Annotated in this window: 22 protein-coding genes and 3 tRNA genes; 23 read left to right on the forward strand and 2 right to left on the reverse strand. The window is 58.4% G+C overall.

Annotated features, from left to right (window positions below; all coding sequences use genetic code 11):
- Positions 1-247 precede the first annotated feature (247 nt).
- The 6 genes from dnaJ to KGB20_RS23235 all read left to right on the forward strand — a co-directional run bounded on the left by dnaJ (position 248) and on the right by KGB20_RS23235 (position 7,832).
- Positions 248-1,372, forward strand: coding sequence for a molecular chaperone DnaJ (gene dnaJ / locus KGB20_RS23210; RefSeq protein WP_150812840.1), 1,125 nt, complete (start codon positions 248-250; stop codon positions 1,370-1,372).
- A 10-nt stretch (positions 1,373-1,382) separates the two neighbouring features.
- Complete coding sequence (gene dapB, locus KGB20_RS23215; protein WP_057716481.1) at positions 1,383-2,186, forward strand: 4-hydroxy-tetrahydrodipicolinate reductase; 804 nt, start codon at positions 1,383-1,385, stop codon at positions 2,184-2,186.
- Positions 2,187-2,445: 259 nt separating this feature from the next.
- Complete coding sequence (gene carA / locus KGB20_RS23220) at positions 2,446-3,582, forward strand: glutamine-hydrolyzing carbamoyl-phosphate synthase small subunit (RefSeq protein ID WP_046038697.1); 1,137 nt, start codon at positions 2,446-2,448, stop codon at positions 3,580-3,582.
- 116 nt (positions 3,583-3,698) lie between these two features.
- Positions 3,699-6,920, forward strand: a complete 3,222-nt coding sequence (carB, locus tag KGB20_RS23225; RefSeq protein WP_150812839.1) for a carbamoyl-phosphate synthase large subunit — start codon at positions 3,699-3,701, stop codon at positions 6,918-6,920.
- A gap of 2 nt (positions 6,921-6,922) precedes the next feature.
- On the forward strand, positions 6,923-7,399 hold the full coding sequence (gene greA, locus KGB20_RS23230; protein ID WP_032829443.1) for a transcription elongation factor GreA: 477 nt from the start codon (positions 6,923-6,925) through the stop codon (positions 7,397-7,399).
- 28 nt (positions 7,400-7,427) lie between these two features.
- Positions 7,428-7,832, forward strand: coding sequence for an MFS transporter (locus KGB20_RS23235; protein WP_150812838.1), 405 nt, complete (start codon positions 7,428-7,430; stop codon positions 7,830-7,832).
- 9 nt (positions 7,833-7,841) lie between these two features.
- On the opposite strand, the gene KGB20_RS23240 is transcribed toward KGB20_RS23235, so the two are convergent.
- Positions 7,842-8,150, reverse strand: a complete 309-nt coding sequence (locus KGB20_RS23240; protein ID WP_007942889.1) for a YhbY family RNA-binding protein — start codon at positions 8,148-8,150, stop codon at positions 7,842-7,844.
- A 105-nt stretch (positions 8,151-8,255) separates the two neighbouring features.
- On the opposite strand from KGB20_RS23240, the gene rlmE reads away from it, so the two are divergent.
- The 17 genes from rlmE to KGB20_RS23325 all read left to right on the forward strand — a co-directional run bounded on the left by rlmE (position 8,256) and on the right by KGB20_RS23325 (position 24,408).
- The gene (gene rlmE, locus KGB20_RS23245) at positions 8,256-8,888 is read left to right on the forward strand and encodes a 23S rRNA (uridine(2552)-2'-O)-methyltransferase RlmE (protein ID WP_057716479.1); all 633 of its coding nucleotides are present in this window, start codon (positions 8,256-8,258) and stop codon (positions 8,886-8,888) included.
- Between the two features lie 199 nt (positions 8,889-9,087).
- On the forward strand, positions 9,088-10,998 hold the full coding sequence (gene ftsH, locus KGB20_RS23250; protein ID WP_057716478.1) for an ATP-dependent zinc metalloprotease FtsH: 1,911 nt from the start codon (positions 9,088-9,090) through the stop codon (positions 10,996-10,998).
- 8 nt (positions 10,999-11,006) lie between these two features.
- A complete protein-coding gene (gene folP, locus KGB20_RS23255; protein ID WP_150812837.1) occupies positions 11,007-11,858 on the forward strand; it encodes a dihydropteroate synthase in 852 nt (283 codons plus the stop codon).
- Between the two features lie 16 nt (positions 11,859-11,874).
- Positions 11,875-13,212, forward strand: coding sequence for a phosphoglucosamine mutase (gene glmM / locus KGB20_RS23260; protein WP_150812836.1), 1,338 nt, complete (start codon positions 11,875-11,877; stop codon positions 13,210-13,212).
- Between the two features lie 66 nt (positions 13,213-13,278).
- Positions 13,279-14,034, forward strand: a complete 756-nt coding sequence (gene tpiA, locus KGB20_RS23265; protein WP_154910443.1) for a triose-phosphate isomerase — start codon at positions 13,279-13,281, stop codon at positions 14,032-14,034.
- Between the two features lie 4 nt (positions 14,035-14,038).
- On the forward strand, positions 14,039-14,422 hold the full coding sequence (gene secG, locus KGB20_RS23270; protein WP_017336473.1) for a preprotein translocase subunit SecG: 384 nt from the start codon (positions 14,039-14,041) through the stop codon (positions 14,420-14,422).
- Between the two features lie 22 nt (positions 14,423-14,444).
- Positions 14,445-14,530: transfer RNA gene (locus KGB20_RS23275), tRNA-Leu, on the forward strand.
- A gap of 97 nt (positions 14,531-14,627) precedes the next feature.
- Positions 14,628-14,704: transfer RNA gene (locus KGB20_RS23280), tRNA-Met, on the forward strand.
- Between the two features lie 138 nt (positions 14,705-14,842).
- Entirely contained in the window at positions 14,843-15,301 is a 459-nt protein-coding gene (gene rimP / locus KGB20_RS23285) for a ribosome maturation factor RimP (RefSeq protein WP_007973115.1), read from the forward strand.
- 59 nt (positions 15,302-15,360) lie between these two features.
- Entirely contained in the window at positions 15,361-16,842 is a 1,482-nt protein-coding gene (gene nusA, locus KGB20_RS23290; RefSeq protein WP_007988680.1) for a transcription termination factor NusA, read from the forward strand.
- Positions 16,843-16,869: 27 nt separating this feature from the next.
- Positions 16,870-19,395, forward strand: coding sequence for a translation initiation factor IF-2 (infB, locus tag KGB20_RS23295; protein ID WP_090453038.1), 2,526 nt, complete (start codon positions 16,870-16,872; stop codon positions 19,393-19,395).
- A gap of 159 nt (positions 19,396-19,554) precedes the next feature.
- The gene (gene rbfA / locus KGB20_RS23300) at positions 19,555-19,956 is read left to right on the forward strand and encodes a 30S ribosome-binding factor RbfA (protein WP_007973108.1); all 402 of its coding nucleotides are present in this window, start codon (positions 19,555-19,557) and stop codon (positions 19,954-19,956) included.
- A gap of 3 nt (positions 19,957-19,959) precedes the next feature.
- Positions 19,960-20,877, forward strand: coding sequence for a tRNA pseudouridine(55) synthase TruB (gene truB, locus KGB20_RS23305; RefSeq protein WP_150812834.1), 918 nt, complete (start codon positions 19,960-19,962; stop codon positions 20,875-20,877).
- Between the two features lie 117 nt (positions 20,878-20,994).
- A complete protein-coding gene (gene rpsO, locus KGB20_RS23310) occupies positions 20,995-21,264 on the forward strand; it encodes a 30S ribosomal protein S15 (RefSeq protein WP_015093441.1) in 270 nt (89 codons plus the stop codon).
- 206 nt (positions 21,265-21,470) lie between these two features.
- Positions 21,471-23,576, forward strand: coding sequence for a polyribonucleotide nucleotidyltransferase (pnp, locus tag KGB20_RS23315; protein WP_007915263.1), 2,106 nt, complete (start codon positions 21,471-21,473; stop codon positions 23,574-23,576).
- Positions 23,577-23,716: 140 nt separating this feature from the next.
- Positions 23,717-23,792 (forward strand) — tRNA-Thr (locus tag KGB20_RS23320).
- Positions 23,793-24,102: 310 nt separating this feature from the next.
- Positions 24,103-24,408 carry a DUF6388 family protein gene (locus KGB20_RS23325; RefSeq protein ID WP_154910442.1) on the forward strand — a complete coding sequence of 102 codons (306 nt, stop codon included), beginning with the start codon at positions 24,103-24,105 and terminating at the stop codon, positions 24,406-24,408.
- A 131-nt stretch (positions 24,409-24,539) separates the two neighbouring features.
- On the opposite strand, the gene nadC is transcribed toward KGB20_RS23325, so the two are convergent.
- Positions 24,540-25,388, reverse strand: coding sequence for a carboxylating nicotinate-nucleotide diphosphorylase (nadC, locus tag KGB20_RS23330; RefSeq protein ID WP_057716471.1), 849 nt, complete (start codon positions 25,386-25,388; stop codon positions 24,540-24,542).
- Positions 25,389-25,583 lie beyond the last annotated feature (195 nt).

The following is a 25,583-nucleotide window of genomic DNA, read 5'->3' on the forward strand; positions in this document are numbered from 1 at the left end:
TCGCCGCGCGGGAGCTTGCTCCCGCGTTGGCGTATCTGGAATACGCGAATTTTTACAGCATGCGACAACGTTCACGTGCTGGTGGTATGGCCGGAAATGCTCCTGCTTTTCGTGCCGCAAGTACCGCAAGAATCAAAGACCAGGATCGTTGAATTGACGTGAGTTGGGTCCGGGCCTGTATTGGGGCTCAACGAGTTCGGCAAACTCAGGAGGGTTTTGTCGGACGTCCTCAAGAGTGCAAAGACTTATGGCAAAGCGTGACTATTACGAAGTGTTGGGTGTTGAGCGTGGTTCAAGCGAAGCGGACCTGAAGAAGGCTTACCGTCGCCTGGCGATGAAGCACCACCCGGACCGTAATCCCGATGACAAGGCGTCGGAAGAGATGTTCAAGGAGGCCAACGAGGCCTACGAAGTGCTGTCCGATTCCAGCAAGCGCGCGGCGTACGACCAGTACGGCCATGCCGGTGTCGACCCGAGCATGGGTGGCGGCGGTGCCGGGTTCGGCGGTCAGAACTTCTCCGACATCTTTGGTGATGTCTTCAGTGACTTCTTCGGTGGTGGTCGCGGCGGTTCCCGTGGCGGTGCTCAGCGCGGCAGTGACTTGCGCTACACCCTGGAGCTGGATCTCGAAGAGGCGGTGCGCGGTACGACCGTGAATATCCGCGTTCCGACGCTGGTCAACTGCAAGCCTTGCGACGGCTCCGGCGCCAAGAAAGGTTCTGCGCCGGTGACCTGCCCGACTTGCGGCGGTATCGGCCAGGTGCGCATGCAGCAAGGTTTCTTCTCGGTGCAGCAGACCTGCCCGCGCTGCCATGGCCAAGGCAAGATCATTTCCGATCCGTGCGATTCCTGCCACGGCGAAGGTCGTATCGAAGAGTACAAGACCCTGTCGGTGAAAGTGCCGGCCGGTGTCGATACCGGTGATCGCATTCGTCTGTCCGGCGAAGGCGAGGCGGGTGCCCAGGGTGGCCCGACTGGCGACCTGTACGTGGTGATCAATGTGCGCGAGCACTCGATTTTCCAGCGCGATGGCAAGCACCTGTTCTGCGAAGTGCCGATCAGCTTCGTCGATGCGGCGCTGGGTGGCGAGCTGGAAATTCCGACCCTTGATGGTCGGGTCAAGCTGAAGATCCCTGAGGGGACCCAGACCGGCAAGCAGTTCCGTGTGCGCGGCAAGGGTGTCGCGCCAGTGCGTGGCGGTGGTGCTGGCGACTTGATGTGCCGCGTGGCGGTCGAGACTCCGGTCAACCTGAGCCGTCGCCAGCGTGAAATGCTCGAGGAATTCCGTAGTTCGCTGGCGGATGACAACAGCCATTCGCCAAAAACCACCGGTTGGTTCGAAGGCGTGAAGCGCTTCTTCGGCGATTTGTAAGGAGACAGGCATGCGACGTATTGCAGTGATGGGCGCCGCCGGGCGCATGGGCAAGACCCTGATTGAAGCCGTGCAGCAAACCCCGGGCGCCGGTCTGACGGCGGCGGTGGATCGTCCCGACAGCACGTTGGTCGGCGCGGATGCCGGTGAGTTGGCTGCGCTGGGTCGTATCGGCGTGCCTCTGTCCGGTGATCTGGATCGGGTTGTCGACGAGTTCGACGTGCTGATCGACTTCACGCACCCGACGGTGACCCTGAAGAACCTGGCGTTCTGCCGTAAACACGGCAAGGCCATGATCATCGGTACCACCGGTTTCAGCGTTGAAGAAAAGCAGTTGCTGGCGGAAGCGGGCAAGGACATTCCGATTGTCTTCGCGGCCAACTTCAGTGTCGGGGTCAACCTGTGCCTGAAGTTGCTCGACACGGCCGCTCGCGTATTGGGCGACGATGTCGATATCGAAATCACCGAAGCTCACCATCGGCATAAAGTCGATGCGCCGTCCGGCACTGCCGTGCGCATGGGAGAGGTGATTGCCGATGCGTTGGGTCGCGATCTGAAAAAGGTGGCGGTGTATGGTCGTGAGGGCCAGACCGGCGCTCGTGATCGCGAGACCATTGGTTTCGCCACTGTGCGCGCTGGCGACATCGTCGGTGATCACACCGTGCTGTTCGCCGCCGACGGCGAGCGTGTCGAGATCACCCACAAGGCGTCCAGTCGCATGACGTTCGCCAAGGGCGCGGTACGTGCTGCATTGTGGCTGGACGGGCGCGAGCCTGGCCTTTACGACATGCAAGACGTGCTCGATCTGCGTTAAGATGCACCCGAAATCGGGCTCGCGCACAGCGTTTGAGCCCGGTTTTGTTCCGCCAAGCGACGTCCTGTCGCATTCTCCAGCCTTTAAGGCTCATTGGCGGTAGACCAAAAAGGCCTTTTTCTGTAAGCTACAGCTTTAGTGTGTCCACTAAAAGCGCGCAGAATAATTCAGTGAAGAAGCGGGGTGACGTGTCCATACGTCACTCCGCTTTTTTACAACCTGCGATCGCCCTTTCAGGCTTTATTTACGGGAGGTCTTCTTGACTAAGCCAGCCATACTCGCCCTTGCTGATGGCAGCATTTTTCGCGGCGAAGCCATTGGAGCCGACGGTCAAACCGTTGGTGAGGTGGTGTTCAACACCGCAATGACCGGCTATCAGGAAATCCTTACCGATCCTTCCTACGCCCAACAGATTGTTACCCTGACTTACCCGCACATCGGCAACACCGGCACCACGCCGGAAGACGCCGAGTCCAACCGCGTCTGGTCTGCCGGCCTGGTCATCCGTGACCTGCCACTGGTGGCGAGCAACTGGCGTAACACGATGTCCCTGTCCGACTACCTGAAGGCCAACAATGTTGTGGCCATCGCCGGTATCGACACCCGCCGCCTGACGCGCATCCTGCGTGAAAAAGGCGCGCAGAACGGCTGCATCATGGCCGGTGACAACATTTCCGAAGCCGCCGCCATTGCCGCCGCCCAGGGTTTTCCAGGCCTCAAGGGCATGGACCTGGCGAAAGTCGTCAGCACCAAGGAAAGCTACGAGTGGCGCTCGACTGTCTGGGATCTGAAAACCGACAGCCACGCGACCATCGAAGCTTCCGAGCTGCCGTACCACGTGGTTGCCTACGACTACGGTGTCAAGGTGAACATCCTGCGCATGCTGGTCGAGCGCGGTTGCCGCGTGACCGTCGTGCCTGCGCAAACACCTGCTGCCGATGTGCTGGCGCTGAAGCCGGACGGCGTATTCCTGTCCAACGGCCCTGGTGACCCGGAGCCTTGCGACTACGCGATCCAGGCGATCAAGGACGTGCTGGAAACCGAAATTCCGGTCTTCGGTATCTGTCTCGGTCACCAACTGCTGGCCCTGGCCTCCGGCGCCAAGACCCTGAAAATGGGTCATGGCCACCACGGTGCCAACCACCCCGTCCAGGACCTGGACAGCGGTGTGGTGATGATCACCAGCCAGAACCACGGTTTTGCCGTAGACGAAGCGACCCTGCCGGCCAACGTTCGCGCGATCCACAAATCGCTGTTCGACGGCACCCTGCAAGGTATCGAGCGTACCGACAAGAGCGCCTTCAGCTTCCAGGGTCACCCGGAAGCCAGCCCTGGCCCGAACGACGTAGCGCCATTGTTCGATCGCTTCATCACCGAGATGGCCAAGCGACGCTGATCGCTCGCCCTGATGTAGCAAGGCTTGAGGGTGGTCCCGATACCGGTGGCCCCCTCAAGGCTTCAGATTGAACAAGACGGCTTGCCGACTGACCTGCGGATTTGAGTGACAAACCCATGCCAAAACGTACAGACATTAAAAGCATCCTGATTCTCGGCGCTGGCCCGATCGTGATCGGCCAGGCCTGCGAATTCGACTACTCCGGCGCCCAGGCCTGTAAAGCCCTGCGCGAGGAGGGCTACCGCGTCATCCTGGTGAACTCCAACCCGGCCACCATCATGACCGACCCGGCCATGGCCGACGCCACCTACATCGAGCCGATCAAGTGGCAGACCGTTGCCAAGATCATCGAAAAAGAGCGTCCGGACGCGCTGCTGCCGACCATGGGCGGCCAGACTGCTCTGAACTGCGCCCTGGATCTGGAGCGCGAAGGCGTTCTGGAGAAGTTCGGCGTAGAGATGATCGGTGCCAACGCCGACACCATCGACAAGGCTGAAGATCGTTCGCGTTTCGACAAGGCGATGAAGTCCATCGGCCTGGCGTGCCCGCGCTCCGGTATCGCCCACAGCATGGAAGAGGCCAACGCGGTCCTCGAGAAGCTTGGCTTCCCGTGCATCATCCGTCCGTCCTTCACCATGGGCGGCACCGGTGGCGGTATCGCTTACAACCGTGAAGAGTTCGAAGAAATCTGCGCCCGTGGTCTGGACCTGTCGCCGACCAAGGAACTGCTGATCGACGAATCGCTGATCGGTTGGAAAGAGTACGAGATGGAGGTTGTCCGCGATAAGAAGGACAACTGCATCATCGTCTGCTCCATCGAAAACTTCGACCCGATGGGCGTGCACACCGGTGACTCGATCACCGTGGCACCTGCACAGACCCTGACTGACAAGGAATACCAGATCCTGCGTAACGCCTCCCTGGCGGTACTGCGCGAGATCGGCGTGGAAACCGGCGGCTCCAACGTTCAGTTCGGTATCTGCCCGAACACTGGCCGCATGGTCGTGATCGAGATGAACCCGCGTGTATCCCGTTCGTCGGCCCTGGCTTCGAAAGCCACCGGCTTCCCGATCGCCAAGGTTGCGGCCAAGCTGGCCGTGGGTTACACCCTCGACGAGCTGTCGAACGACATCACCGGCGGCAAGACCCCGGCGTCCTTCGAGCCGTCCATCGACTACGTCGTCACCAAGCTGCCACGCTTTGCCTTCGAGAAGTTTTCCAAGGCTGACGCGCGCCTGACCACTCAGATGAAGTCGGTCGGTGAAGTCATGGCCATCGGCCGGACCTTCCAGGAGTCCCTGCAGAAAGCCCTGCGCGGCCTGGAAGTCGGTGTTTGCGGTCTGGACGAGAAGGTTGATCTGGCCAACCCGGAAAGCATGAGCGTGCTCAAGCGCGAGCTGACCGTGCCGGGCGCCGAGCGTATCTGGTACGTGGCGGACGCCATGCGCGCCGGCATGAGTGTTGAAGACATCTTCGGCATGACCATGATCGATCCTTGGTTCCTGGTGCAGATGGAAGACCTGATCAAGGACGAAGAGAAGGTCAAGACCCTGGGGCTGACCAGCATCGACCGCGATCTGATGTTCCGCCTCAAGCGCAAAGGCTTCTCCGATATGCGCCTGGCCAAACTGCTGGGCGTGACCGAGAAGAGCCTGCGTGCTCATCGTCACAAGCTGGAAATCTTCCCGGTCTACAAGCGCGTCGACACCTGCGCCGCTGAGTTCGCCACCGATACTGCTTACCTCTACTCGACGTACGAAGAAGAGTGCGAAGCGGCGCCATCGGGTCGCGACAAGATCATGATCCTGGGTGGCGGTCCGAACCGTATCGGCCAGGGCATCGAGTTCGACTACTGCTGCGTACACGCGGCACTGGCCCTGCGCGATGACGGCTACGAGACCATCATGGTCAACTGCAACCCGGAAACCGTATCCACCGACTACGACACCTCCGATCGCCTGTACTTCGAGCCAGTAACCCTGGAAGACGTATTGGAAATCGTCCGCGTCGAGAAGCCGAAAGGCGTGATCGTCCAGTACGGCGGCCAGACCCCGCTGAAACTGGCTCGTGCCCTGGAAGCTGCTGGCGTGCCGATCATCGGCACCAGCCCAGATGCAATCGACCGCGCCGAAGACCGTGAGCGCTTCCAGCAGATGGTTCAGCGCCTGAACCTGCGTCAGCCGCCAAACGCCACCGTGCGCAGCGAAGACGAAGCGATTCGTGCCGCCAGCAAGATCGGTTACCCGCTGGTGGTGCGCCCGTCCTATGTACTGGGCGGTCGTGCGATGGAAATCGTTTACGAAGAAGAAGAACTCAAGCGCTACCTGCGTGAAGCGGTTCAAGTGTCCAACGACAGCCCGGTGCTGCTGGACCACTTCCTCAACTGCGCGATCGAAATGGACGTGGATGCGGTCTGCGACGGCAAGGACGTGGTAATCGGCGCGATCATGCAGCACATCGAGCAAGCCGGTGTTCACTCCGGTGACTCCGCATGCTCGCTGCCGCCGTACTCGCTGCCGGCGCACATCCAGGACGAGATGCGCGAACAGGTCAAGAAAATGGCCCTGGAGCTGGGTGTGGTTGGCCTGATGAACGTACAGTTGGCGCTGCAAGGCGAGGACATCTACGTCATCGAAGTCAACCCGCGCGCCTCCCGTACCGTACCGTTCGTGTCCAAGTGCATCGGTGTTTCCCTGGCGATGATCGCAGCGCGAGTGATGGCCGGCAAAACCCTGAAAGAGCTGGGTTTCACCAAGGAAATCATCCCGAACTTCTACAGCGTGAAAGAGGCGGTGTTCCCGTTCGCCAAATTCCCTGGCGTTGACCCGATCCTCGGCCCAGAGATGAAGTCGACCGGTGAAGTGATGGGTGTGGGCGACACCTTTGGTGAAGCGTTCGCCAAGGCCCAGATGGGTGCCAGCGAAGTGTTGCCGACCGGCGGTACTGCGTTCATCAGCGTGCGTGACGACGACAAGCCACTGGTTGCGGGCGTGGCCCGTGATCTGATCAACTTGGGCTTCGAAGTGGTTGCCACTGCCGGTACTGCCAAGCTGATCGAGGCTGCAGGCCTGAAAGTGCGCCGTGTGAACAAGGTGACCGAGGGTCGTCCGCACGTGGTCGACATGATCAAGAATGACGAAGTCACGCTGATCATCAACACCACCGAAGGTCGTCAGTCGATCGCTGATTCGTACTCCATTCGTCGTAATGCCCTGCAGCACAAGATTTACTGCACCACCACCATTGCTGCTGGCGAAGCCATCTGTGAAGCGCTGAAGTTCGGTCCCGAGAAGACCGTGCGCCGCTTGCAGGATCTACACGCAGGATTGAAGGCATGAGCATAACGAAGTACCCGATGACCGTTCAGGGCGCACGCGCCCTGGAAGAAGAGCACACTCACCTGACCAAGGTCGTTCGTCCGAAGCTTAGCCAGGACATCGGTACGGCCCGCGAGTTGGGTGACTTGAAGGAAAACGCCGAATACCACGCTGCCCGTGAGCAGCAAGGTATGGTCGAGGCGCGGATCCGTGATATCGAAGGTCGCATGCAGAACGCGGTGATCATCGATGTGACGACCATTCCTCACACCGGCAAGGTGATTTTCGGCACAACCGTCGAAATCGCCAACGTCGAAACCGATGAAAGCGTGACTTACCAGATCGTTGGTGAGGATGAGGCTGACATCAAACTCGGCAAGATCTCTGTCGGCTCGCCGATTGCCCGCGCCTTGATTGCCAAGGAAGAGGGTGATGTGGTTGCAGTCAAAACGCCTGGTGGCGTTATCGAGTACGAGATTGTCGAAGTTCGCCACGTCTGAAGGCCGGCGCCCGTTTCGTGCGGGCGTCATGCTTTGGCAGCTGACCCAGATGTTGTGGGTCGGCGGCTTGTGGCTGTTGCACGTCGGTCTTTTGCCGGTGCTGGGACGAATTGGCCTGGCACCGCTGCTGATCGATGAAATCGCAGGCATGCTCAATGCGTTGGTAGTGGGATTCGCTACGGCGTGTGTGATATTGCAGGCTTTGGTGCTGGTTAAGGCCGAGGGCCTTGTCAGTCTATGGCGCGATATTCGCGGGCAACTGCTGTTGATGGCGCTGTATGCGTGCGCGATGTACTTCGTGGTGCGTTTCGGCTGGCCGGATGCCGTGCGTTGGCAGGCGTTCAGCTATCTTGTTCTGGGCTTTACCGGGCTGGTGCTGGTGTTGCAGCCGATGCCGGGATGGAGTGGCAGGGTGCGCGAAGCACACCCTTGACCCTTGCCATCACTTGAAGCGATGGACGTTCGACAGCTGCTTGTTGACGCTGAAGTTCTTGCGGTAGATCAGTGCCATCTTGCCGATGACCTGGACCAGATCCGCTTTGCCGACCTTGCAGAGCTCTGCAATGGACGCCAGGCGCGATTCGCGATCGAGGATGTTGAGCTTGATCTTGATCAGCTCGTGATCCGCCAATGCGCGTTCGAGTTCGGCTAACACACCTTCAGTCAAACCATTGTCTGCCACAATCAGAACCGGTTTCAGATGGTGGCCAATGGATTTGTACTGTTTCTTCTGCTCTTGAGTGAGCGGCATAATCTGACCCCTGCGTCTGATCTTGTAAAAAGCGGCGGCCAGTTTACCCGAGCGAGTCCGGGACCGCCCAGTTAATCACGACCCGTTTTATTTTCGAGGTGGCCCGTGGCCCGTTCCAAGACAAGCCTTAACTGGCTGAAAGAACATTTCAACGACCCATTCGTCAAAATGGCACAAAAAGACGGGTATCGTTCCCGCGCCAGCTACAAACTGCTGGAGATCCAGGAAAAGGACCGTCTGATCCGCCCGGGCATGAGCGTAATCGACCTTGGAGCGGCCCCTGGTGGCTGGTCCCAGGTGACCAGTCGTCTGATTGGTGGGCAGGGGACATTGATCGCTTCTGACATTCTGGAAATGGACAGCATCCCGGACGTGACCTTCATTCAGGGCGACTTTACCGAGGATGCCGTGCTGGCCCAGATCCTCGATGCCGTCGGAAATAAGGAAGTAGACCTTGTGATTTCCGATATGGCCCCCAATATGAGTGGACTACCGGCCGTGGACATGCCGCGAGCGATGTTCCTGTGCGAGTTGGCACTGGATCTCTCGACTCGGGTGCTCAAGCCCGGTGGTGATTTTTTGATCAAGATCTTCCAGGGCGAAGGTTTCGACGAGTTCCACAAGAGCGTTCGCCAGCAGTTCGAGAAGGTGCAGATGCGCAAGCCGACCTCGTCGCGCGACCGTTCTCGCGAGCAGTACCTGCTGGGCCGTGGTTTCCGCGGACGCAGTGAGAGTTGAGTGAATTTTCGATCAAGGCGATAGGATTTTTGTATTACGCCTTGTCAGAATTAGCGAATATTGTGTAGGAAGTGTTTCACAAAGGGTTACAGACGGCGCCTGCCAAGTTGTAGGTAATGTAGTAAGTTAGGCCGGTGAATATCATGCGAAGCGCGCGCCAGTAGCGGAGCTTGCTTCAGAGGGTAGTTAATTGAACGATATGGCAAAGAATCTGATCCTGTGGTTGATCATCGCGGCTGTCCTGGTGACGGTGATGAACAACTTCTCCAGCCCTAACGAGCCGCAGACCCTCAACTATTCCGACTTCATCCAGCAGGTCAAGGATGGCAAGGTCGAGCGCGTAGCGGTTGATGGCTACGTGATTACCGGCAAGCGCAACGATGGCGACAGCTTCAAGACCATTCGCCCGGCGATCCAGGACAACGGCCTGATCGGCGACCTGGTGGATAACCACGTCGTGGTCGAGGGCAAGCAGCCTGAACAGCAAAGCATCTGGACTCAGCTTCTGGTTGCCAGCTTCCCGATCCTGGTGATCATCGCCGTGTTCATGTTCTTCATGCGGCAGATGCAGGGCGGTGCCGGTGGCAAGGGCGGGCCGATGAGCTTCGGCAAAAGCAAGGCGCGCCTGCTCTCCGAAGATCAGGTGAAGACGACCCTGGCTGACGTTGCCGGTTGCGACGAAGCCAAGGAAGAAGTCGGTGAACTGGTCGAGTTCCTGCGCGATCCGGGCAAATTCCAGCGCCTGGGTGGCCGCATTCCTCGCGGTGTGCTGATGGTGGGTCCTCCGGGTACCGGTAAAACCTTGATCGCCAAGGCCATCGCCGGCGAAGCCAAAGTACCGTTCTTCACCATTTCCGGCTCCGACTTCGTCGAAATGTTCGTCGGCGTGGGTGCCAGCCGTGTTCGCGACATGTTCGAGCAGGCCAAGAAACACGCTCCATGCATCATCTTCATCGACGAAATCGATGCGGTCGGTCGCCATCGTGGTGCTGGCATGGGTGGTGGTCACGACGAGCGCGAGCAGACGCTCAACCAATTGCTGGTTGAGATGGACGGCTTTGAGATGAATGACGGCATCATCGTGATTGCCGCGACCAACCGTCCCGATGTTCTGGACCCTGCGCTGCTGCGTCCGGGCCGTTTCGACCGTCAGGTTGTAGTTGGTCTGCCGGACATCCGTGGTCGCGAACAGATTCTCAAGGTTCACATGCGTAAAGTGCCGATGGGCGACGACGTTGCCCCGGCCGTGATCGCTCGTGGTACTCCAGGCTTCTCCGGTGCTGACCTGGCGAACCTGGTCAACGAGGCATCGTTGTTCGCTGCCCGTGCCGGCAAGCGCATCGTCGAGATGAAAGAATTCGAACTGGCGAAAGACAAGATCATGATGGGCGCCGAGCGCAAATCCATGGTCATGTCCGAGAAAGAAAAGCAGAACACGGCTTATCACGAAGCGGGTCACGCCATTGTAGGTCGTGTCGTGCCTGAGCATGATCCGGTGTACAAGGTGTCGATCATCCCGCGCGGTCGCGCGCTGGGTGTGACCATGTTCCTGCCGGAAGAAGATCGTTACAGCCTGTCCAAGCGTGCGTTGATCAGCCAGATCTGCTCGCTGTACGGCGGTCGTATCGCTGAAGAAATGACCCTGGGCTTCGATGGCGTGACCACCGGTGCCTCCAACGACATCATGCGCGCCAGTCAGATTGCGCGGAACATGGTGACCAAGTGGGGTCTTTCGGAAAAGCTCGGTCCGTTGATGTACGCCGAAGAAGAGGGTGAAGTGTTCCTCGGTCGCGGCGGTGGCGGTCAGAGTGCAAGCTTCTCTGGTGAGACGGCCAAGCTGATCGATTCCGAAGTGCGCAGCATCATCGATCAGTGCTATGGCACGGCGAAGCAGATTCTCACGGACAACCGTGACAAGCTCGATGCGATGGCTGACGCCTTGATGAAGTACGAAACGATCGATGCCGAGCAGATCGACGACATCATGGCGGGTCGTACGCCTCGCGAGCCGCGCGACTGGTCGGGTGGCACGGGTACTTCCGGCACCCCTCCGGTGGTGCAGGACGAGCGTCCGGAAACACCGATCGGCGGTCCTGCTGCTGACGTATAAGGTTTTAAATGACTTCTGTTCAGTCCTCGACCCGGTTGCCTTGCGGCAACCGGGTTCTTGATTTGGCCCAGACGCATGTCATGGGTATTCTCAATGTCACCCCTGATTCTTTCTCCGATGGTGGCCAATACAGCCAGCTTGACGCGGCCATGCGCCACGCCGAAGCCATGGTGGCGGCCGGCGCGACGCTGATCGACGTCGGTGGAGAGTCCACCCGCCCTGGTGCCAGGGTTGTGTCGCCACTCGAAGAGCTGGAGCGCGTAGCCCCTATCGTCGAGCGCATCAATCGCGAGCTGGATGTGATCATCTCGGTCGACACCTCAACGCCTGCCGTCATGCGAGAAGCAGCGCGCCTGGGTGCGGGCCTGATCAACGATGTGCGTTCGTTGCGACGCGATGGTGCCCTGGATGCTGCTGCTGCCACCGGGCTGCCGGTTTGTCTGATGCACATGCTGGGCGAGCCGGGCGATATGCAGGACAATCCGCAGTATCAGGATGTCACCCGGGAGGTCGGCGAGTTTCTCGCCGAGCGCATGCATCAGTGTTCATTGGCGGGTATTCCAGCTGAGCGGATCATTCTTGATCCCGGCTTTGGCTTCGCCAAAACCTTGCAGCACAATCTGAGTTTGTTCAAGCATATGGAAGCCCTGCATGCCTTGGGGCGGCCCCTGTTGGTCGGGGTTTCGCGTAAGAGCATGATTGGTCAGGCATTGAGTCGTCCGGTGGGAGAGCGGCTGTATGGTGGTTTGGCGCTCGCGACGCTGGCTTTGGCGAAAGGTGCGCGTATATTGCGCGTCCATGATGTAGCCGAAACGGTGGATGTGGTGCGGATGATCGCCGCAGTGGAATCAGCCGAATAAGAATGATGGAGCACTTATGAGCAAAAAATATTTTGGCACCGATGGTATTCGTGGGCGTGTCGGTGAGTACCCGATTACTCCTGATTTCATGCTCAAGCTCGGCTGGGCTGCAGGCATGGCTTTCCGCAAGATGGGTGCCTGCAAGGTATTGGTAGGCAAGGACACCCGAATCTCCGGCTACATGTTTGAGTCGGCGCTTGAAGCGGGGCTGACGTCGGCAGGTGCCGATGTGATGCTACTGGGGCCGATGCCGACTCCGGCGATTGCCTACCTGACGCGTACCTTCCATGCCGAAGCTGGCATCGTGATCAGTGCGTCGCACAATCCGCATGATGACAATGGCATCAAATTTTTCTCCGGCCAGGGCACCAAGCTTCCGGATGAAGTCGAGCACATGATCGAAGAGCTGCTCGATACCCCAATGACTGTGGTTGAGTCGAGCAAGATCGGCAAGGTGTCGCGAATCAACGATGCGTCGGGACGCTATATCGAATTCTGCAAGAGCAGTGTGCCGACCGGTACCAGCTTTACCGGCCTCAAGATTGTGATCGACTGCGCCCATGGTGCGACCTATAAAGTGGCGCCGAGTGTGTTTCGTGAGTTGGGTGCCGAAGTCGTGGTCTTGTCCGCGCAGCCCAATGGTTTGAATATCAATGACAACTGCGGCTCGACCCATATGGGGCAACTGCAGGCCGCTGTGCTGGCTGAACACGCCGATCTGGGTATCGCCTTCGATGGTGATGGCGACCGGGTGTTGATGGTGGATCACACGGGGGCCATCGTCGATGGTGATGAGTTGCTGTTCATCATTGCTCGCGACCTGCATGAGCGAGACAAGCTGCAAGGTGGTGTAGTCGGTACACTGATGAGCAACCTGGGATTGGAGTTGGCCTTGGCCGACCTGGGGATTCCATTTGTCCGCGCCAATGTTGGTGATCGTTATGTGATTGCTGATCTGCTGGAACGTAACTGGCTGGTCGGTGGCGAAAATTCGGGTCATATCGTTTGCTTCAATTACACCACCACTGGTGATGCGATTATCGCCGCGTTGCAGGTGCTGAAGGCGTTGAAAGCCCGTGCGCAAGGTTTGGCTGAAGCGCGTCAGGCGCTGCGCAAGTGTCCTCAGGTGCTGATCAATGTGCGATTCGGCGGCGGCGCAAGCCCTCTCGAACATCCGTCGGTCAAGGAGGCCAGCGAGCGTGTGACCAAGGCCATGGCAGGTCGCGGGCGTGTGCTGTTGCGCAAGTCCGGAACCGAACCGCTGGTGCGTGTGATGGTCGAAGGCGAAGACGAAACGCAGGTTCGTGGGTATGCCGAAGAGCTGGCAAAACTGGTTACTGAAGTTTCTGCCTGAATTCGGCTTGCCAGCCATGATTGTGTTGGGTAACATCTGCGCCCACTTTGACCGACGAGGTACAGCATGCGTCGCCCTATGGTAGCTGGTAACTGGAAGATGCACGGTACCCGCGCCAGCGTCGCAGAGCTGATCAACGGCCTTCGTGACTTGGCCTTGCCGAGCAGTGTTGATGTTGCGGTATTCCCGCCTTTCCTGCATATCAATCAAGTGATTGAAGGCCTGGAAGGAAATTCGATTTCGGTCGGCGCGCAGAATTCTGCGGTGGAATCCGGACAAGGTGCGTTGACCGGTGAAGTTGCACCGAGTCAGTTGGTGGATGCAGGTTGTTCCCTGGTGCTTGTCGGGCATTCCGAGCGCCGCCAGATTCTGGGGGAGCAGGAGGTAATGCTGGTCCGCAAGTTCGCAGCGGCACAGGCATGTGGCTTGACTCCGGTGTTGTGCATAGGGGAGACCCTGGAGCAACGTGAAGCCGGAAAAACTCTTGAGGTTGTCTCGCGTCAGCTTGGCAGTATCATTGAGGAGCTGGGTGTCGGTGTCTTTGCCAAGGCAGTGATCGCTTACGAGCCGGTCTGGGCCATTGGCACGGGGCTGACTGCAACGCCGCAACAGGCGCAGGATGTGCACGCAGCCATTCGCGCCCAGTTGGCGGCAGAGAATTCTGAAGTCGCACAAGGTGTGCGGCTTCTATACGGCGGCAGCGTGAAGGCGGCCAATGCGGTCGAACTGTTCGGCATGCCGGATATCGATGGGGGTCTCATTGGTGGGGCTTCCCTGAATGCAGATGAGTTCGGTGCGATCTGTCGCGCCGCGGGAAACTGAAAAAATGCTGGAAACAGTCGTAGTCGTTTTTCATCTGCTGGGTGCATTGGGCGTAGTAGCTCTGGTTTTGCTGCAGCAGGGTAAAGGTGCGGATGCTGGCGCGTCTTTCGGAGCAGGTGCTTCAAATACTGTGTTCGGAAGCCAAGGTTCCTCTACCTTTCTTAGTAAGTTTACTGCTATACTTGCCGCAGGTTTTTTCATAACCAGCTTGGGGTTAGGTTACTTTGCTAAAGAGAAGGCTCACCAGCTGACTCAAGTAGGTCTCCCAAATCCAGCGGTACTGGAAGTTCCAAAGCAACAACCGGCTTCTGATGATGTCCCGGTGCTTCAAGAGCAAAAGTCGGCTACTCCAGCGACTGACGTGCCTCCAGCTCAAGAGCAGAAGTAAGAAGGGTTTCAAACGTAGTATTGCCGAGGTGGTGGAATTGGTAGACACGCAACCTTGAGGTGGTTGTGCCCATAGGGTGTAGGGGTTCGAGTCCCCTTCTCGGTACCAATTAGTCAGGAGAGCCCGCTGTTGCGGGCTTTCTTGCAGGTGGAAGGTTACATTGACCCTGTAGGGGATCGGTCGTATACTTCCGCCCCAGCTTTGTCGCGGGGTGGAGCAGTCTGGTAGCTCGTCGGGCTCATAACCCGAAGGTCGTCGGTTCAAATCCGGCCCCCGCAACCAGTTTAAGGAGCCCCTTTTAAGGGGCTTTTTGTTAGCTGGACACTTTCAACGCCGCTGTTCGACGGCGTTTCAAGGATGGGCGTTTCGCCCATTTTTTTATTTTGCATAGCATGCACATACATGCACTAGGGGGTTCAGGTGTCGAGCAAGCTAGAAGAGTTGCAGGCCTTGCTGGCCCCGGTGGTCGTGGCCCTAGGCTATGAATGCTGGGGTATCGAGTTTTCGGCTCAGGGTCGTCACTCGATGTTGCGCGTTTATATCGATAAAGAAGGCGGCGTGCTGGTGGACGATTGCGCCATCGTCAGCCGTCAGATCAGCGGTGTGCTGGATGTTGAAGATCCAATCTCCGTTGAGTACACCCTTGAAGTTTCCTCGCCTGGCATGGAACGCCCTCTGTTCACTCTTGAGCAGTTTGCAAAATTTGCCGGTGAACAAGTGAAGATCAAGCTGCGCTCGCCTTTTGAAGGTCGACGCAACTTTCAGGGCCTTCTGCGCGGCGTAGAAGAGCAGGATGTCGTGGTGCAGGTAGAAGACCATGAGTTCCTGTTGCCGATCGATATGATCGACAAGGCCAACATTATTCCCAGTTTTGACTGAGGCGTGCCAGATACTGCGGATCCCGCGGATCCAATGGCTTGCGAAAGGCGAGGCGTACGATGAGCAAAGAAGTACTGCTGGTTGTTGAGTCGGTATCCAATGAAAAGGGCGTACCGGCAAACGTGATTTTTGAAGCGCTGGAGCTGGCCTTGGCCACTGCTACCAAAAAGCGTTTTGAAGACGAAGTTGATCTGCGTGTGGAAATCAACCGCCACACGGGTGCATACGAGACATTCCGTCGCTGGACGGTCGTCGAAGAAGCAGACCTGGATGATCCGGCCATCGAAACCTGGCCGAGCAAGGTTGCTGAAACGCATCCTGGCGCCAAGGTCGGTGACGTCGTAGAAGAGAAGATCGAGTCCATCGAGTTCGGCCGCATCGCCGCACAGACTGCCAAGCAAGTCATTGTGCAGAAAGTTCGCGAAGCCGAGCGCGCTCAGGTTGTTGACGCTTACCGCGAGCGCCTGGGTGAAATCATCTCCGGCACTGTGAAAAAAGTTACCCGCGACAACGTGATCGTTGATCTGGGCAACAACGCTGAAGCGTTGCTGGCCCGTGAAGACATCATTTCTCGCGAAACTTTCCGGGTTGGCGTGCGTCTGCGTGCGCTGCTCAAGGAAATCCGCACCGAGAACCGCGGCCCGCAGTTGATCCTGTCGCGTACCGCGCCGGAAATGCTGATCGAGTTGTTCCGCATCGAAGTGCCGGAAATTGCCGAAGGCCTGATCGAAGTGATGGCTGCGTCCCGTGATCCGGGTTCGCGCGCCAAGATCGCCGTTCGCTCCAAGGACAAACGCATCGACCCGCAGGGCGCTTGCATCGGTATGCGCGGTTCGCGCGTCCAGGCAGTGTCGGGTGAGTTGGGCGGTGAGCGTGTTGACATCGTCCTGTGGGACGACAACCCGGCTCAGTTCGTGATCAACGCCATGTCCCCGGCCGAGGTTGCGGCAATTATCGTTGACGAAGATGCCCACGCAATGGACATCGCCGTTGGCGCAGACAATCTGGCTCAGGCCATCGGTCGCGGTGGTCAGAACGTGCGTCTGGCCAGCCAGTTGACTGGCTGGACCCTGAACGTGATGACCGAATCGGACATCCAGGCTAAACAGCAAGCAGAAACCGGCGACATCCTGCGCAACTTCATCGACGAGCTGGAAGTCGACGAAGAACTGGCTCAGGTGCTGGTTGATGAAGGCTTCACCAGCCTGGAAGAGATTGCCTACGTACCGTTGGAAGAAATGCTCAACATCGACGGCTTTGACGAGGAAATCGTCAACGAGCTTCGCGCTCGTGCCAAGGATCGCTTGTTGACCAAAGCCATCGCTACTGAGGAAAAGCTGGCAGACGCCCATCCGGCCGAAGACCTGCTCTCGCTTGAGGGTATGGACAAGGATTTGGCGATGGAACTGGCGGTGCGCGGCGTAATTACCCGCGAAGACCTGGCCGAGCAGTCTATTGACGACCTGCTCGACATCGACGGCATTGACGATGATCGTGCCGGCAAGTTGATCATGGCCGCCCGAGCCCACTGGTTCGAGTAATTAGGCGCGGCCTGAGGAGAGAAGTGCATGACGCAAGTCACGGTGAAACAACTGGCCGATGAGGTCAAAACACCGGTAGAGCGCCTGTTGCAGCAGATGCGTGAGGCAGGTCTGCCGCACACCGCCGCCGAAGAAAGTGTGACTGACAGTGAGAAGCAATCGTTGCTGACTCACTTGAAAAGCAGCCACAAGGCGAAAGTGGAAGAACCACGCAAGATTACGCTGCAGCGTAAAACCACCAGCACCCTGCGTGTTGCTGGCAGCAAGAGCATCAGCGTTGAAGTACGCAAGAAGAAAGTCTTCGTACAGCGCAGCCCGGAAGAAATCGAAGCCGAGCGCAAGCGTGAACTGGATGAACGTCGCGCAGTAGAAAATGCTGCTCGTCAGAAGGCTGAAGAAGAAGCCAAGCGTCGCGCCGAAGAAGAAGCGCGTCGCCAGCCTGCTGCTGCGCCGACCGCTCAAGCCGAACCTGTTGCAGCGCCTGCTGCGGTGGCCGAGCCAGTTCGCGAAAGCGCACCAGTTGTGGCGGCTGCTCCAGCTCCTGCGGCCGATACCCGCAAGCGCGACGAACAGCGCCGTCCGGACAAGCCACGTGCCGATGACAGCAATCGTCGCGGTAGCGGCGATGGCGAGCGCAAAAACGCTCCGCATCGTGCTTCGGTCAAGGAAAAGGCTCCGGCTCCACGCGTTGCCCCACGTACTACCGACGAAGAAAGCGATGGCTTCCGTCGTGGTGGTCGCGGCAAGGCCAAGCTGAAGAAGCGCAACGCCCACGGTTTCCAGAGCCCGACCGGCCCTGTCGTGCGCGAAGTGAAGATCGGCGAAACCATCACTGTTGGCGATCTCGCCCAGCAGATGTCGGTGAAGGCTGCTGAAATCATCAAGTTCATGTTCAAACTGGGTACTCCAGCGACCATCAACCAGGTACTGGATCAGGAAACTGCCCAGTTGGTTGCCGAGGAACTGGGCCACAAAGTGACCCTGGTCAGCGACACCGCCCTGGAAGATTCCCTGGCCGAGTCCCTGAAGTTTGAAGGCGAGGCAGTTTCCCGTGCACCAGTCGTGACCGTAATGGGCCACGTCGACCACGGTAAGACTTCCCTGCTCGACTACATCCGTCGTGCCAAGGTTGCTGCTGGCGAAGCCGGTGGTATCACCCAGCACATCGGCGCATACCACGTTGAAACCGACCGTGGCATGGTGACGTTCCTCGACACCCCTGGTCACGCCGCGTTTACCGCAATGCGTGCCCGTGGTGCCAAGGCGACCGACATCGTGATCCTGGTGGTTGCAGCGGACGACGGCGTGATGCCGCAGACCATTGAAGCTGTCCAGCACGCGGTAGCGGCTGGCGTGCCACTGGTTGTTGCAGTGAACAAGATCGACAAGCCAGGTGCTGACCTCGATCGCATCCGTAGCGAACTGTCGGTTCACGGCGTGACGTCGGAAGAGTGGGGTGGTGACACTCCGTTCGTACCGGTCTCGGCGAAGATGGGTACTGGCGTCGACGAACTGCTCGAAGCCGTATTGCTGCAAGCCGAAGTCCTGGAACTGACTGCAACTCCGTCGGCTCCTGGTCGTGGCGTCGTGGTTGAATCGCGTCTGGACAAGGGCCGTGGCCCGGTGGCTACCGTTCTGGTTCAAGACGGTACCCTGCGCCAAGGCGACATGGTCCTGGTCGGTTCGAACTATGGCCGTGTACGTGCCATGCTCGACGAGAACGGCAAGCCAATCAAGGAAGCCGGTCCGGCCATCCCTGTCGAGATTCTCGGCCTGGACGGTACCCCGGACGCTGGCGACGAGATGAGCGTGGTTGCCGACGAGAAGAAAGCCCGTGAAGTGGCTTTGTTCCGTCAAGGCAAGTTCCGCGAAGTCAAACTGGCTCGCGCTCACGCCGGCAAGCTGGAAAACATCTTCGAAAACATGGGCCAGGAAGAGAAGAAGACGCTCAACATCGTCCTCAAATCCGACGTCCGTGGTTCGCTGGAAGCGTTGAACGGTGCCTTGAACGGCCTGGGTAACGACGAAGTGCAAGTGCGCGTGGTCGGTGGCGGCGTCGGTGGTATCACCGAATCCGATGCCAACCTGGCACTGGCCTCCAACGCTGTACTGTTCGGCTTCAACGTGCGTGCCGATGCCGGCGCGCGCAAGATCGTCGAGCAGGAAGGTCTGGATATGCGTTACTACAACGTGATCTACGACATCATCGAAGACGTCAAGAAAGCCCTGACCGGTATGCTCGGCAGCGATGTTCGCGAGAACATCCTGGGTATCGCCGAAGTGCGTGACGTGTTCCGTTCGCCGAAGTTTGGCGCGATCGCCGGTTGCATGGTTATCGAAGGTGTTGTTCACCGTAACCGTCCAATCCGTGTACTGCGTGAAGACATCGTTATCTTCGAAGGCGAGCTGGAATCCCTGCGCCGCTTCAAGGATGACGCTTCCGAAGTACGTGCCGGCATGGAATGCGGTATCGGCGTGAAGAGCTACAACGACGTTAAAGTCGGTGACAAGATCGAAGTCTTCGAGAAGGTGCAGGTTGCTCGCAGCCTCTAACTCGCGCACTTCAGGAGCCGTGACGGGTCGTCGCATGCAAATGCGCAATTCGTCACCAGGACTCTAAACGCAACGCCCGGTCTGGCTTTTGTCAGGCCGGGCGTTTGCCGCTTTCAGACCTCACGGGTTTCACCGTGGGGCAGCAACAGGTAACAAGACATGGCAAAAGAATATAGCCGTACCCAACGCATCGGCGATCAGATGCAGCGTGAGCTGGCACAACTGATCCGTCGTGAAGTCAAAGACCCGCGCGTCGGCCTGGTCACCATTACCGCAGTGGAAGTCAGCCGTGACGTCGGTCACGCCAAGATCTTCATCACCGTGATGGGGCAGGACAGCGCCGAAGAAATTGCACAAAGCATCAAGGTGCTCAACTCCGCCGCCGGTTTCCTGCGCATGCAGTTGGCTCGCGAGATGAAACTGCGCAGCGTTCCACAGCTGCACTTCCACTACGACGAAAGCGTCGTGCGTGGTGCGCATCTGTCGGCATTGATCGAGCGCGCAGTGGCTGAAGACAATCAGCATCCGGTTGCGGCAGAAGCCGAAGACACCAAGGAGTAATCGGTGGCTCAGGTCAAACGTATCCGTCGTAACGTCAGCGGCATTATCCTTCTCGACAAACCGCTGGGGTTCACCTCCAACGCGGCCTTGCAGAAGGTTCGCTGGTTGCTGAACGCCGAAAAGGCAGGTCATACCGGCAGTCTCGATCCCTTGGCCACCGGTGTGTTGCCGCTGTGCTTCGGCGAGGCGACCAAGTTCTCGCAATACCTGCTCGATTCCGACAAGGGTTATGAAACCCTGGCGCAACTGGGCAAGACCACCACCACGGCGGATGCCGAAGGTGAAGTTTTGCAGGAGCGCCCGGTGACCGTTGGTCGCCCCGATATCGAGGCTGTACTGCCCAAATTTCGTGGGCAAATCAGTCAGATACCGCCGATGTACTCGGCACTCAAGCGTGATGGCCAGCCGCTGTACAAGCTGGCTCGTGCAGGTGAAGTAGTGGAGCGCGAACCGCGTTCTGTTACTATTGCGCGCTTGGAATTGCTGGCCTTCGAAGGAGATACTGCGCGGCTGGCGGTGGATTGCAGCAAAGGCACCTATATCCGTACCCTGGTGGAGGATATCGGTGAGCAACTCGGTTGTGGCGCTTACGTTGCAGAACTGCGACGTACCCAGGCCGGGCCATTCACCCTGGCGCAGACGGTTACCCTCGAAGAGCTGGAAGCGGTACATGCCGAAGGCGGCAACGAAGCGGTCGATCGTTTCCTGATGCCATCGGACAGCGGCCTGCTGGATTGGCCACTGTTGCAGTTCTCGGAAGCGAGTGCGTTCTACTGGCTCAACGGCCAGCCGGTACGTGCCCCGGATGCTCCGAAGTTCGGCATGGTGCGGGTACAGGATCACAATGGTCGCTTCATCGGTATCGGTGAAGTGAGCGAAGACGGGCGCATCGCGCCGCGTCGACTGATTCGGTCAGAATGACCGGACGAGGGTGGCTGTCAACAGGCACGGTCACTACTCATTTTTAGATACAGGGATTTGTCCCTGGCCTGTTGAAACTGTTTTTCTGAAACAGTTTCCTGATAAAAGGATTGCCTCATGGCTCTCGACGTTCAAGAAAAAGCTCAAATCGTAGCTGACTACCAGCAAGCTGTTGGTGACACCGGTTCGCCAGAAGTGCAAGTTGCACTGCTGACCGCCAACATCAACAAACTGCAAGGTCACTTCAAGGCCAACGGTAAAGACCACCACTCCCGTCGTGGTCTGATCCGCATGGTTAACCAGCGTCGTAAGCTGCTGGACTACCTGAAAGGCAAGGATCTGGGTCGTTATCAGACTCTGATCGGTCGCCTGGGTCTGCGTCGCTAATAAGCGATTGCGCTAGAGGTTGGTTGTCTGTCGTGCACCAGCGGGTTTCCCGCCGGCGCATGGCAGGCTCCCAGCCTCAAGTTTTATCTGGATACCTGCTTTGCCTGAGTAACACCTGGACAAACCAGTCGGGCCGATTCCCGGCGTTGCCCAAGAATTTCGCAAGAAACCAGTTCCCCCAAGAGCCACAAAGAAGGTAGGACACCGTGAACCCGGTAATCAAAAAATTCCAGTTCGGTCAGTCGACCGTTACCCTCGAGACTGGCCGTATCGCCCGTCAGGCCTCCGGCGCAGTATTGGTCACCGTTGACGACGACGTCAGCGTATTGGTGACCGTAGTCGGTGCAAAACAAGCCGATCCAGGCAAGGGCTTCTTCCCTCTGTCTGTTCACTACCAGGAAAAGACTTACGCTGCCGGTAAGATCCCTGGCGGTTTCTTCAAGCGCGAAGGCCGTCCTTCCGAGAAAGAAACCCTGACTTCCCGACTGATCGACCGTCCGATCCGTCCGCTGTTCCCGGAAGGCTTCATGAACGAAGTGCAGGTTGTCTGCACCGTCGTTTCCACCAGCAAGAAGACCGATCCGGACATCGCTGCGATGATCGGTACCTCGGCTGCGCTGGCGATCTCCGGCATTCCTTTCGATGGCCCGATCGGCGCTGCCCGCGTTGCGTTCCACGAAAGCACCGGTTACCTGCTGAACCCGACTTATGAGCAACAGGCTGCCTCGAGCCTGGACATGGTCGTTGCCGGTACTTCGGACGCTGTGCTGATGGTTGAATCGGAAGCCAAAGAGCTGACCGAAGACCAGATGCTGGGCGCGGTACTGTTTGCTCACGACGAGTTCCAGGTTGTGATCAACGCCGTCAAAGAACTGGCCGCTGAAGCTGCCAAGCCAACCTGGACCTGGGCGCCTGCGCCAGAAGCCACCGAACTGCTGGGCGCTATCCGTGCCGAGTTCGGCGAAGCGATCTCCCAGGCCTACACCATCACCGTCAAGGCCGACCGTTACGCTCGCCTGGGCGAGTTGAAGGACCAGGTCGTTGCCAAGCTGTCCGGTGAAGAAGGCCAGCCTTCTTCCAGCGAAGTCAAAGCAGCTTTCGGCGAAATCGAATACCGCACCGTTCGCGAAAACATCGTTAACGGCAAGCCACGTATCGACGGTCGCGACACCAAGACCGTACGTCCGTTGAACATCGAAGTCGGCGTTCTGCCAAAAACCCACGGTTCGGCTCTGTTCACCCGTGGCGAAACCCAGGCTCTGGTCGTTGCAACTCTGGGTACTGCCCGTGATGCACAGCTGCTGGACACCCTGGAAGGCGAGAAGAAAGACCCGTTCATGCTGCACTACAACTTCCCTCCGTTCTCGGTAGGCGAGTGTGGTCGCATGGGTGGCGCTGGTCGTCGCGAAATCGGTCACGGCCGTCTGGCTCGTCGTTCGGTTTCGGCCATGCTGCCTGCCGCCGACGTGTTCCCGTACACCATCCGTGTTGTGTCGGAAATCACTGAATCCAACGGTTCGAGCTCGATGGCTTCCGTTTGCGGCGCTTCCCTGGCCCTGATGGACGCTGGTGTGCCGATGAAGGCGCCGGTTGCCGGTATCGCTATGGGTCTGGTTAAGGAAGGCGAGAAATTCGCCGTCCTGACCGACATCCTGGGTGACGAAGACCACCTGGGCGACATGGACTTCAAGGTAGCCGGTACCGCCAAAGGCGTCACCGCGCTGCAGATGGACATCAAGATCAAGGGCATCACCGAAGAGATCATGGAAATCGCTCTGGGCCAAGCCCTGGAAGCGCGCCTGAACATCCTCGGCCAGATGAACCAGATCATTGGCCAGTCGCGTACCGAACTGTCGGCCAACGCTCCGACCATGATCGCGATGAAGATCGACACCGACAAAATCCGTGATGTCATCGGTAAAGGCGGCGCGACCATTCGTGCGATCTGTGAAGAAACCAAGGCTTCGATCGACATCGAAGACGACGGTTCGATCAAGATCTTCGGCGAAACCAAGGAAGCGGCTGAAGCAGCACGTCAGCGCGTTCTGGGCATCACCGCTGAAGCCGAGATCGGCAAGATCTACGTCGGTAAGGTTGAGCGCATCGTCGACTTCGGCGCATTCGTCAACATCCTGCCGGGCAAGGACGGTCTGGTTCACATCTCCATGCTGAGCGATGCTCGCGTTGAGAAAGTGACCGACATCCTGAAAGAAGGCCAGGAAGTGGAAGTGCTGGTACTGGACGTGGACAACCGCGGCCGTATCAAACTGTCCATCAAGGACGTGGCGGCAGCCAAGGCTTCGGGCGTTTAATCACGCCTCACGCCTGACTGTTTCAACGTTGTAAAAAATGCCCCGCCGTGAAAACGGTGGGGCATTTTTTTTGTCTGTAGATCACAGAGTTGATTGACGACGTTGCCGTTGCTGAAACTCGGTGCTAGGTTTAGCCCACCGCCCGTGTAGCTCAGCCGGTAGAGCAGCGCACTCGTAACGCGAAGGTCGCAGGTTCGATTCCTGTCTCGGGCACCATATCTCCCTCGCTTGTTTCACCTTTCCGCTCAGGTTCTCGAGTTCGCGGTCCTGATCGCTGTTTGAATTTATCTTCCCGCCGTCATCAAAACATCGTGTGCACAACTTTTTGTGGGGAGATGTAAAGAGACGTGTAAATCCTCAGCCAAACGTCCTATATTCGGAGTCTGCCTGAGCAACGCCCAGCAGTTTTCAGATGATCCAGAATGGTTCTGAAGGCCAGATAAACCGGGCTTGATCCGGTTTTTTGTGTCAGAGAGATCCTTGAAGATCCAGATCCATCTTCCATTCCCAGATCAGCGAGAACGCCATGACTGTTAAAGAGATGACCCAGGAAGCCCGACACGAAGAAGCGCTGAAGAAGTATGTGCTGGATGCCCCCGAGCTGATGGACGAGATCAAGGACTTGTCCGCCGACGATCAGAAAGACCAGATCCAGTGGGCGTTCGAGGATGAAGCCGAAGCCCAGGGCTTGCAACCGTGGGAGCTGACGCTCAAGTACACATCAAGCCCGGAAGAATACGAGACCGAACGCCTGAAACTGCACAAGGAAGCTGCCGAGGTGTTGGGCGTCGAGTGGGAAGAGTACTGCGAGATGAACAATCTGGTGGTCTGACACTCATGCAGGAGCGAGCTTGCTGGCGATGGTCGTTAACGATAACGCGTGTTTACTGGTTAAACATGGCGCTCTCAGGTACATCGCGAGCAAGCTCGCTCCTACAGTTTTGGCAACTCACATACGTGTGATCAGAGACTCAGGCGCATCGACAGATCGACCGCCTTCACATCCTTGGTCATCGCACCGATCGAAATGTAATCCACCCCGGTCTGTGCAATTGGCAGCAACGTACTTTCGTTGATCCCGCCGCTGGCCTCCAGCTTGGCCTTGCCGGCATTCAGGCGCACGGCTTCACGCATGTCGTCCAGGCTCAGTTCGTCGAGCATGATGATGTCGGCACCGGCCGCCAGCGCTTCCTTGAGTTCATCCAGGCTTTCCACTTCAATCTCGACCGGTTTGCCCGGAGCGATCTTGTGCGCGGCGGCAATGGCCTGCGCGATGCCGCCGCTGGCGGCGATGTGGTTTTCCTTGATCAGGAAGGCGTCATACAGGCCGATGCGGTGGTTATGGCAACCGCCGCAGGTCACGGCGTACTTTTGCGCCAGGCGCAGCCCCGGCAGTGTTTTGCGGGTGTCGAGCAGCTTGACCTGAGTCTCGGCCACGAAGTCCGCCAGGTATTGCGCGCGGGTCGCCACGCCGGAGAGCAGTTGCAGGAAGTTCAGGGCGCTGCGTTCGCCGGTCAGCAGTGAGCGCGCAGGGCCTTCGAGGTGGAACAGCACCTGATTGGGCGTCACCCGTTCACCGTCGGCAACCTGCCAGTGCACCGCCACCCGCGGGTCCAGTTGCCGAAACACGTTATCCACCCAGGCGGTGCCGCTGATGACGGCCGCGTCGCGGGTAATGATGGTGGCTTTGGCCAGGCGTTCGGCCGGGATCAACTGCGCGGTGATATCGCCGCTGCCGATGTCTTCATGCAGCGCACGGCGCACGTTGGCTTCGATTTCGGCGGTCAGATCGGCGAGACGTAGATTCGGCATAACGGACTCCACAAACAAAGTGGCTCGATTATAGGGCCATGGCACCGACCAACCCAAGGCATCAGAGCGTTACGTTTGCGCTGGCACCTGTATTTGGTCGAATCCCTGACGTTACCGGCGTTGGCTGTCGATTCCGAACATACGCCTGTTTGAGATCGGCAACCTCAAACGCGGCAAGTGATCGCGTCCTGGGGG

It is taken from the genome of Pseudomonas sp. BF-R-30 (assembly GCF_019956175.1).
In the GTDB taxonomy this organism is placed as follows: Bacteria; Pseudomonadota; Gammaproteobacteria; order Pseudomonadales; family Pseudomonadaceae; genus Aquipseudomonas; species Aquipseudomonas jessenii.